Here is a 9,867-nt window from a genome sequence, read left to right as displayed (position 1 = left end):
CGTTTTTTTATTTACTATTTAATATTTTGTTCAATAATATTAGGATCAAGGACTTAATCGGTAGTAAAAAATCTGTGGGCCCTCAGTGGTGATATTGTACTTAGCTTGCGTAGCAAGGTTAGTACAAGACCGAGCTTAGAGATCCATAATTACGCACGAAGTGTGGAATTATTAGCTCTAAGTCGCGTCCACCACGTTCCAGTGGCCCACAGATTTTTTGCGGACGATGGCATACTTCAATCACATCAGTTAGTATATTCAAGCTATATCCAAACTTGAGTAAGAGTCTTTTATTTACTCTATTATCAAATTTTTTTAATGTTTAAAATACGTACCCTTTAACAAAACAATCCATAAAACCAAAACAACTCCACCAATGGCCATCAAAATATAATTGGTTTCATTACCAGTTTTAGGTAAAGTATTCGTACTCTTATTAGAAGTACTTGTCGTTACCGGTTTGATATCGCTGATCTTGCTCAAACTACTCAAATCCGATAACAATCCAGATGTATCAGAGCTATTCAGCAAGCTTGATAAATCAGATGGATTCAAACTATCAAAATCCAAATTAAAGCCTAAGTCTTTATTTAATCCAAAATCAGGGACATTCAATGTAATATTACCAGGAATTAAATTACTCAAATCAGCAATCTTATTGATTGGAAAATCAAAGGTAATATAATTGCTGTCGCCTTCACTCTTAAAAGTAAAGTTGAAAGGTTTTTGATGATTAATTGAATTAATTTCAAAAGCCTTGTTGCCGAACTTCTTTGGATATTTAACAGTTACTTCAACATAATACGTTCCATCAGGATTCTCCATGACTTTTGCTGTATTTGTAAAGTATGGTGAGATCAAAGAACCATCGCCATTATTTTTAGCTATTTTATAAGTTAACTCTTTCAAAACAGTTTTTGAACTGTCATTAGTATCAGAATTTGTCTTAGTTGTACTATTATCATCAGTCGTAGTTGGCGTTGAAATAATATTTTCGCCACTGTTACTATTTGAATTCAAGTTATCCAATAGTCCTTTGACGTTATTAGCAGTGTTGGTAATATTATTTTCAGCATTCGTGATTTTATTTAGGCTATCTGCAAAGGAACTATTTGTACCACTACTATCTAGGGTACTTAAATCAAATCTAAAAGTAACATTTTGTTGATCCACCTGAAAATTCAACAACTTCGTTTGGATAGTTGCTGGAATATCTTTATCTAAATCATTTAAACTATCAACATTAAAGCTAATATCAACGTGATTATTGCCGTTGTTAGTTACTTTAGGAGTCTGTCCATCAATCGTAGAAACGTCTAAACTACCTAAGTTAGCTACACGACCTGTAACTGTAACTTTGTAAGTTCCGTCATCATTAGCATAAACCTTGGCACTCTTGGTAAATAGAGTATTCATTGGTGACAAGGTATTGGAATTTTCTTTATAAACCTCATAATTAATTGTTCGATTATCGCTATTGTTTGTATCTGCTTGAACAGTTTCTTCCATTAAATTAGGTGACCCGGTATTATTCAATCCGATTACACCAAATATTCCCAAAAGCATCCCCACAGACAATAGACTGATCAATAATTTCTTCATCATATCGCCCCTTTTAACATATACCAATTTTATCATAATTTTTTAAAACACTTAAATATTACGCTATGTTTACTGAAATATAAAATAAAAATTTTATTAGAATCATTAAAGTTTTATTATAGAATATTTGAAATAAACTAAGAGATAGATATATACTTATAACTATCATTTGCAGGAAGGTGACTATTTTATGAAACAAGGAACAACAATCCTTACTTTAGACAACGGATACCATCTATGGACCAATACACAAGGTCATGGAGATATTAAATTACTTTGCCTACATGGTGGCCCTGGTGGAAACCATGAATATTGGGAAAATTTTGGAGAAAAACTAGCTGATCTTGGCGTACAAGTTACTATGTATGACCAACTTGGATCATGGTATTCTGATCAACCCGACTATAGCGATCCCGAAATTGCTAAAAAATATTTAACTTATGACTACTTCTTAGAAGAAGTTGAAGAAGTTAGACAAAAACTTGGACTAGATAACTTTTACCTCATCGGTCAATCATGGGGTGGCGCTTTAGTTCAAATGTATGCAGCTAAATATGGACAACATCTTAAGGGTGCTATCATCTCAAGTATGGTCGATGAAATTGATGACTATGTAAAAAATATTAACCAATGTCGTCTGGACGCTTTAGGTCCTAACAAAGTTAAGTACATGGAAAAAATTGAAGCCGAAAATAACCTTTCAGATCCAACTTACCAAAGCTACGTTGACATTTTAAATGCTGAATATGTTGATCGTAAGCAACCTACAGCTATCAGACACTTGATTGATACTATGTCTGTTCCAGTTTATAACACATTCCAAGGCGACAACGAATTCGTTATTACTGGTAAGTTAAAAGACTGGCACTTCAGAAAACACCTTAAAGAAATCACTGTTCCTACATTGATTACCTTCGGTGAACATGAAACCATGCCTATTGAAACAGCCAAAATCATGCAAAAGGAAATTCCTCATGCACGTTTGGTAACTACTCCAAATGGTGGTCATCATCATATGATCGATAATGCTCCTGTTTACTTTGATCATTTGGAACAATTCATTAAAGACGTTGAATCAAACAACTTTAACGACTAAAAAAGCCTACAAATTTTCAGAAAAATCAGAGCGGAACAAGACGTGTTCAGCTTCCAAGCATTAAGGTAAACAAGACGGTAACTCGAATTTGAGTTACCGTCTTGTTTTTGTTTAGGAAAAATTATATTAATTCTTAACATACTTACCCCACTTGAGACGGCTGAGCCAAGTTTGTTGAGCTGAAATTCCATGTTTAACATTTTCTTTTACATAATAGCCATCATTTTGTAGTACAAATGAGTTTTTAGTATCTTTAGAAAATACTTTAACAATTTTAAGCAATTTGCGTTTAGGTTTTTCTTCAACAATTGGTACAGCAATTTCCACACGACGTTCCAAGTTTCTAGTCATCATATCAGCTGATGAAATCCAAACATCGGTATGATCTTTGCCGTATTGAAATTTATAAATTCGACTGTGTTCCAATAATTGACCAACGATACTCTTAACCCGAATATCTTCTTTTGGACCGCAAACTCCTAATTTCAATGAACAAGCTCCACGCACAACCAGTCTAAATGGCAATCCTTCTTTGGCAGCTTCATAAATGGCATTGATAATATCAATATCAGTCAATCCATTAACTTTCATGAAGACTTCCCCTTGCCCATCCCGCAGATAAGCTTCTGTAGCTCGTTTAATATTAGCTATGATCATGTCGCTAATACCTTTAGGCGATGTCACAATTAGATTATATTGAGACTTTTTACCCGTCAATAAGTAATCGAAGAATTTCACAGCATCATCAATATATGCCTGATTACTAGTAAAGTAACTGATATCTGTAAATCCCTTGGCAGTGATAGCATTGTAATTTCCAGTACCAATTTGGACATATCCAGTTTTATCAGCGTGTAAAACTAGACAGATTTTGGAATGTACCTTATTAACTTTGTCACCGAAAATCACGTGTACTCCGGCTTCTTCTAACACTTTAGCAACTTCAATGTTGTGTACTTCATCAAATCTTGCCCACAACTCTACCATGGCTGTTACTTTGATGCCTTTACCAGCAGCTTCCTTCAATAACCTCAATAAATCAGAATTCTGTTCTGTTCGATAAATTGTAATACATATCTGTGCGGTTTTAGGATCATTAACAGCTGTTTCTAAATATTTTATGAAGACACTGAACGAATCATAAGGATATGGAACCAAAATTGGCGATCTATCTAAATATTTCAAAATATTAGTTGCGTCATTCCACTCTAAAGCATCAAATGGTGGGAAAATCAGGTCCTTGTGATCGCGGTATCTTTTATATAAACCCGTTAAGAATTTCAAATCAACTGGTCCCGGAATCTTGTAGACACTCTTGCGGTTAATACCCAAAAGTTTTGTAAAATACTTGCGACCTTTTTCTTCATCTTCGCCTGAAAATTCAACTCGCATAACTTCTCGTAAATCTCTTGTATCAACGTAATGTATCATGGTGTCTAAATATTGATGATCATTGAGATCCTTATTCAAAAAATCATAAGGCTTGTTTTTGTCATAAGTCACTCTAAAAACAGCAATTTTTGAAATCTTATATTTTCTGATCAAGTCCTTCGCCATAGAACGCATAATATCTTCAATCAAAATATAATGATCATCAACGCCAGTGTTGATCAAACGTCCTAAATCTTCAGGTATCGGACAAGTATAGGTATACTTAGGAGTTTCCATTAAGAAATACAAATTCTTGCGGAATTTATATTCGTCTGAATAACGTTGCATATCCAAACGAGGAACAATTTTTTTATTATAGAATTTTTTAACAGTTTTCTTTTCAGCATCTGATAAATCATCATATCTCAATAGATGAAAGAGGTCTTTCTCCCCGGCTTCTTTCATCAATTTATCAAAAGCCTTATATTGTTTGGTTAAATTTGTTTTGTTATATTCGTATGCTAAATCCAAAATATCTTTACCAGACATGTCTGTTCGCTTATCGCTTTTATGCTCAACGACCAAGTTATGAATATTATGCATTCTAACGCGGAAAAATTCGTCCAAATTATTAGATGCAATCGCTAAAAATTTTAATTTTTCCAAAAATGGAACTTCTGGATCGTATGCCTGTTCGATAACCCGACGATCAAATAAAATCCAACTTAAATCCCTATTATAATATTTATCCTTCATATAACTTATTTAACCTTCATTCCTATAATTAGTTTCCATCCCTCTGTTCCTTTTTAAATGATTCGTAATCGTATTCGACCTGTTTGACATAACTATTAGTAAAGTTCATCAAAGAATTAGCAATTTCTGCATACTCCTCACCAAAACCAATAATCAACGGATAATTTGGCGAATGTGAATGAGCTCTGGCCAACAAAATCACACAAACTTTGACATAATCCTCAAACGATTCAAAATCTAACTTATCCAAGTTTATTGAAGATTTCATATCCTTAAATTGACGCATATAAAAGCTATATTTCTTCGTATCAAAAGCTCCCAAAAATGGATCAGAAGCACTCTGTAAAATCAATTGACTATTAACAATATTCTGTCCTTGGCTAACTTCTGAATCAGAATATAATTTATCGTCATTATAAATTGGCAAAGCCTGTTTAGCTTGCAAGACTAAGTAGTTGCTATCCAAATCCTGCAAGAGAATTAAGTAGCACAAGGTTCCCACGCTGCCGACACCAACGCTATGACGTACAATGTCTTTAATATTGAAATCTTCCAAAAATAATCTTACGTCGCTTCTTTGATGGCGCTTATATTTTTGATAGCCTTCAACAACATTCTTATAATCTTTCTCACTGATGTGCTGTGTAACTGGCTTATTTTCAATAAAACGACGTTCGCCAATATCAGACAACTCAGTATATTTTTCAATAACCAACTTAGAATTGCTGCGCTGAGCTTTTTTTATACTCTTAGCAATCATCTTATTAAATGATTCTTGAAAATATTCTTCGTTATCTTTTAATTTACCAAAAATCTCGGTAATGTTTTGCAAAGTATTAGGTAAAATAAATCGCTTCATTTCCGAAATTTTAGTCATGTGTTTCAAGGTATCAAAGTAAGTATCAACCACTGTTAATAGAAACTCTTGAACATCAGATTCCTCAAAATTGTGCGATCTAGCAACAATTAGTGCGCTGACAAGCAATCGCTTCAAATCATATTCCCAGTGACCCAAATGAGCCTCATCAAAGTCATTCATATCAAATAGTAATTGACCTTCAGATGAACCATAGAAACCAAAGTTTCCTAAATGAGCATCTCCACCAACTAAAACCTTGATGCCGCTATTTTCATTTCTTGAAAGATCATAATGCATCACATCAACTGTTCCACGAAAGAATGCAAAAAGAGACTTAGACATTCTCTCCTTTTTAACAGCTAGGAGTTCTGGGACCAGCAACTTATTTTTTATATTTAGAATCTTATGAATGTTTCTTTTCTTGGGCACGAATTGATCAAATTTGTCTGAGACGGTAGTGGCAAAAAAACGTCCTTTGATAATTAGTTGTTCTGTACTTTTAAAAGCATCAGTATCCTGATAAGTATATGGTGTCTTGCTCATACCTTCATCTCCTCAACGTTATTATACAATAGCTAGCCCAGATAACTATTAGCTTTCACTATTTTTTACATTATAGTTTATGGTATTCAAATATAAATGTTAAGCATAACTAAGAATTATTTATCGATATCCACAATTCACTTAAATTATCTGGAAAAAGCAAAAAAAGCAGCCATATCGCAATTGATATGGTTGTTTTTTTAAGAGAATTAAATTCCATCTTCATCAGAAGTTGGTTCTAAATTTTTATGTTCAAAAACTTTTGTCTGGATCTGACTAATGGAGACTAACTTTTTAGCTAACTCATCAGAAGAGCCATCAAAGCTAGACAATTGTAATCCGACTTCCATAATTGAACCAACGTTGCATCCACATGTAACACTTATTTCTTTATCACTCAATACACTTAATTTCACAGCTTCTTTAAAAGGTGTACCGCCAAGTAAATCACAAATAAAAACAATTTGTTGATCATCTTTTATTTCATCAGAGAACTTTTTATTAAGACTATTCTCATCCATATTTCCAGTAAAATCAATAAAACTAACATTATCAAGTCCACCGGCTAATAATTTAACAGTTGATTCAATTCCGGTAGCATAATTTCCATGTCCTGTTACAACTAACTTCATTATAATACCCCCAACCATGAGAACAGTATGGCGAAAATAAATGTTGCCAAAATCAAAATAACTGGAGAGACATTCTTCTTTTTAAGCAACCAATAAAGTAAAAATGTATAACCTAATGGCAAAATATTAGGAAAGATACGATCAAAAAATTGGGTCTGTAAAGCAATTGTATGACCTGCTGAGACTGGTATTTTTGTTTTTACAGTAATTTGAACATACGTTGCAATTAAACCACCAATAACTGTACATCCCAAAACACTAGCCGCATGTGAAACAATAGCTGAATTTTCCCTGATCTTGGAAATAGCCTTGGTACCTGTTGTATACCCCAACTGAGCTATAGGAATACGAGTAAAAAACATTGCTAGATAAACTAGGAAGAAAATCAATGGTCCTAAAACACTACCTTGTTTTGCAAATGAAGCTGTAATACCAGCAACAATAGGTAAAATTGTAAACCATGTAATCGCATCACCAATACCAGCCAATGGTCCAAATAAAGCAATTCTCAAGCCATCGATTGTGGAACGCTTTTCACCATTTTCCTCTAGCGAAGCTTCTAGTCCCATTAGTAACGGTGCAGCATAGTTATTAGTATTGATAAATTGTAAATTAGCCTTTAAGGATTCTGACAAACCCTTTTTGTCATTCTTATAGATTTTCTTTAAAGCTGGCATCATTGCTAAAGTCCAACCGTCAGCCTGCATTCTTTCATAATTCATTGCAGATTGATTAAATAGAGACCTAACCCCAAGCATTTTGACGTCATGTTTAGTTAATTTTCCTCTTTTGGGAGCTTCACTAACCTTAGATTCCATCTTCATCATCTCCATTGTTATTTGCATTTTCCATAACAATCTTCATTTTCTTTTCGTTTTCGGCATCCTTCTTTGTTCTGTTATATTCAATCAAAGCAAGGGCAACACCTATAACGGCAACTGGCATTAAATTTCCAAATTTAATGAAACATGCAGCTGTAAAACCAATCAGAAGATATGGAACATATTTGGCCTTCAACATACTCTTGAGAAGTAATCCAAACCCAACGGCTGGTAGGATACTACCGGCGATTTCAAACCCATGACTCAACCAAACGGGCATTGAATTAACTAAATCCTTCATTGGACCTTGAGCACCATAGACACATAGGAATGCAATAATTCCATATGATAGTCCAACAATCCAAGTAGGCAGTAAGGCTAACTGAGTATACTTTTTAGTTTCGCCTTTTTCAGCATACGTATCGAGCTTCTTTGTTAAAACTGAAAATGCTGAATAATAGAATAAAATAATATATTGCATCAAAATACTAAATGGTAATGCTAGACCAATTGCTGTAGCTGGAGATTTTCCTGTTGTATAGGCAAGTACTACTGTCATAATACCAGCCATGATAGGATTCGGCGGCTGAGTTCCACCTACTGGAGTTAGACCTGCAAAAGCTAGCTCTGTCAGGCCAGCTGCAACAATTCCTAAAGTAAGATTTCCAAGAATCAAACCTGTAATCGTACAAACAATCATTGGTCTAAAGATATAGAAACCTTCCCACCAGAAATCAATACCTGCAATAATGGCAAAGATTCCAATTAAAATTCCTTGCATTAAAGTAACTTGCATTTTAGATCACTTCTTCCAAAGGTTGTTTTTTATCTTCTGGAACTTCTTGAACGTATACATTAGCACCCTTATCAGCACATGCTTTTAAATCATTGATGTCTTTGTCATCCATATATGTATATTTAGTAACTTGTTTCTTGCCATCAGAGAAATGCATGTTACCAATATCAATATTCTTTAAAGGAACTCCACCTTCAAGTAATCTACGAGCATCCTCTGGTGTACGTACAACAACAAAAATCTTTTGACGAGCACTAGCACGATGAATGTTATTAATAGTCTTTTCAATTGTCCAGAAACGGATACCAACTCCGGAGCTTTCAGCGGTAGCTGACATTAATTCTTGCTGAAGTGGGTCATTAGCAGTATCATCATTAGCTACTAACAACAAATTGGCTCCTGTTGACGACGTCCAAACAACCCCTACTTGTCCATGTACAAGTCTATTGTCAATTCTTGTTAAAACGATATTTGGTTCACCCATTATCAATTACCTCTCTACTTAACTATGAACATTATCAAATCACCAACTACAGTCGATTGACTATAATAGACATATCTTCCACGAAAAACACCTTTTTTAGTAAGATTAACCAATGGATCGCCAACATTTAAATTGAATATCTTTCGATTATTTTTATTGATCAGTCCCGCTTCAGTTTGAGAAATAAATTCAGGATATTGCTGATATTTCTTAGCAATAAAGGGAATAAATTTATCATTATTTTCAATCTCACTTTTATGAATCATTGGGAATTCTTTGAATGGTAAATAAATTTTTTCTAGAAATACTGGGTATTCATCAGCATAATACATAAATTGAATTACATATAAATAGTCATCATCACTTAAGCCTAGTTCCTTACGAACTCTTTTTTCTGTCCCATTAATATTCAATTCAAACTTCTGCAGCTCAACTTTCGGTAAGGCACCCATTTTTTCAATCATTTTATTTACATCTAAAAAAGGTACTTTAGTGTTAGATTCATCACTTGTTGAAACAAAAGATCCTTGTCCTTGCTTTTTATATATATAGTTTCGACTTTCTAATTCAGCTAATGCTCTTCTTACAGTAATTCGAGAGACATTATAAAGTTCCCCCAATTTTTGTTCAGAAGGCAACTTGCTATCTTCAGGTAGCTGTCCTGATTCAATCTTCTGAATTAGATCATTTAGCATGCTTTGATACAGTGGCATTATATTGTTCATCCGGATTTCCTCAACTTGTTATATTGTTATAACAGCCACACCAATAGTAAAGCACCTTATCAATCTCATGTCAACGCTTTCATTAAATAAATTAAACTATTGTTTTTGTGGCTTTCTTTACTAATCCCATCATATCATCAGATAATCAGACTAATTTACCAATTGGTATTTTTTAACCGATT

9 protein-coding genes are annotated in these 9,867 nt (G+C 33.8%); 1 reads left to right on the top strand and 8 read right to left on the bottom strand.

Features of this window, described 5'->3' with window-relative positions; genetic code table 11:
• Positions 1 to 315 precede the first annotated feature (315 nt).
• A complete protein-coding gene (locus FD26_RS07455) occupies positions 316 to 1,602 on the bottom strand; it encodes an LPXTG cell wall anchor domain-containing protein (RefSeq protein WP_057867804.1) in 1,287 nt (428 codons plus the stop codon).
• A gap of 190 nt (positions 1,603 to 1,792) precedes the next feature.
• Here FD26_RS07455 and FD26_RS07450 point away from each other — a divergent pair, with 190 nt between their 5' ends.
• The gene (locus tag FD26_RS07450) at positions 1,793 to 2,698 is read left to right on the top strand and encodes a proline-specific peptidase family protein (RefSeq protein WP_057867803.1); all 906 of its coding nucleotides are present in this window, start codon (positions 1,793 to 1,795) and stop codon (positions 2,696 to 2,698) included.
• Positions 2,699 to 2,824: 126 nt separating this feature from the next.
• On the opposite strand, the gene ppk1 is transcribed toward FD26_RS07450, so the two are convergent.
• From ppk1 to FD26_RS07415, 7 genes are all read right to left on the bottom strand, one after another.
• Complete coding sequence (gene ppk1 / locus FD26_RS07445; RefSeq protein WP_057867802.1) at positions 2,825 to 4,825, bottom strand: polyphosphate kinase 1; 2,001 nt, start codon at positions 4,823 to 4,825, stop codon at positions 2,825 to 2,827.
• Between the two features lie 28 nt (positions 4,826 to 4,853).
• Entirely contained in the window at positions 4,854 to 6,227 is a 1,374-nt protein-coding gene (locus tag FD26_RS07440; RefSeq protein WP_057867801.1) for a DUF2252 domain-containing protein, read from the bottom strand.
• A 209-nt stretch (positions 6,228 to 6,436) separates the two neighbouring features.
• On the bottom strand, positions 6,437 to 6,859 hold the full coding sequence (locus FD26_RS07435) for a PTS sugar transporter subunit IIA (RefSeq protein WP_057867800.1): 423 nt from the start codon (positions 6,857 to 6,859) through the stop codon (positions 6,437 to 6,439).
• The gene (gene agaD / locus FD26_RS07430; protein ID WP_057867799.1) at positions 6,859 to 7,683 is read right to left on the bottom strand and encodes a PTS galactosamine transporter subunit IID; all 825 of its coding nucleotides are present in this window, start codon (positions 7,681 to 7,683) and stop codon (positions 6,859 to 6,861) included. Before agaD ends, FD26_RS07435 begins: the two co-directional genes overlap by 1 nt.
• Positions 7,667 to 8,476 (bottom strand): PTS galactosamine transporter subunit IIC, encoded by an 810-nt coding sequence (gene agaC, locus FD26_RS07425; protein ID WP_057867798.1) that lies wholly within the window; start codon positions 8,474 to 8,476, stop codon positions 7,667 to 7,669. The genes agaD and agaC overlap by 17 nt, the downstream gene beginning before the upstream one ends.
• A gap of 1 nt (position 8,477) precedes the next feature.
• Positions 8,478 to 8,960 carry a PTS galactosamine transporter subunit IIB gene (gene agaB / locus FD26_RS07420; protein WP_057867797.1) on the bottom strand — a complete coding sequence of 161 codons (483 nt, stop codon included), beginning with the start codon at positions 8,958 to 8,960 and terminating at the stop codon, positions 8,478 to 8,480.
• A gap of 14 nt (positions 8,961 to 8,974) precedes the next feature.
• A complete protein-coding gene (locus FD26_RS07415; RefSeq protein WP_057867796.1) occupies positions 8,975 to 9,685 on the bottom strand; it encodes a GntR family transcriptional regulator in 711 nt (236 codons plus the stop codon).
• Between the last annotated feature and the right edge of the window lie 182 nt (positions 9,686 to 9,867).

This window comes from Companilactobacillus crustorum JCM 15951, assembly GCF_001434585.1.
Taxonomy (GTDB): domain Bacteria; phylum Bacillota; class Bacilli; order Lactobacillales; family Lactobacillaceae; genus Companilactobacillus; species Companilactobacillus crustorum.
Note: the sequence above shows the minus strand (reverse complement) of the source record. Positions and strands in the feature narration are given on the sequence as shown.